The organism is Peribacillus sp. SIMBA_075, from assembly GCF_046534585.1.
The window spans coordinates 1-263 of the sequence record NZ_JAWRYN010000850.1 but is presented as its reverse complement, the minus strand read 5'-3'; the positions used below and the strand labels follow the sequence as shown (position 1 = coordinate 263).

Below are 263 nucleotides of genomic sequence, written 5' to 3'. Positions count from 1 at the left end.
GTCCATATAGTATATATTCTCTGCATTTTTATATTTCTCGCATACATCTTGTAATTCACCAAATAAGTCTCTTCCATTTGTACCTGCTATATTATGAGGTGGAAACAATTTCGCTTCTGGATGATATACATCATTGTCTTCATGTTTATCGATAGCAAATACTACGTAATCACCTTTTTCAATAAATTGTTTCGTTACACTTACAAGTTCCTTCTCAATTTCTTGACCTGGTTTCCCGCATGTTAAAGCACCTTTTTCAGCTA

At 33.5% G+C, this 263-nt stretch carries 1 pseudogene; it reads right to left on the bottom strand.

The window, feature by feature from the left end:
• Positions 1-263: pseudogene (locus tag SB775_RS30640) on the bottom strand (cysteine hydrolase family protein); the annotation flags it as partial.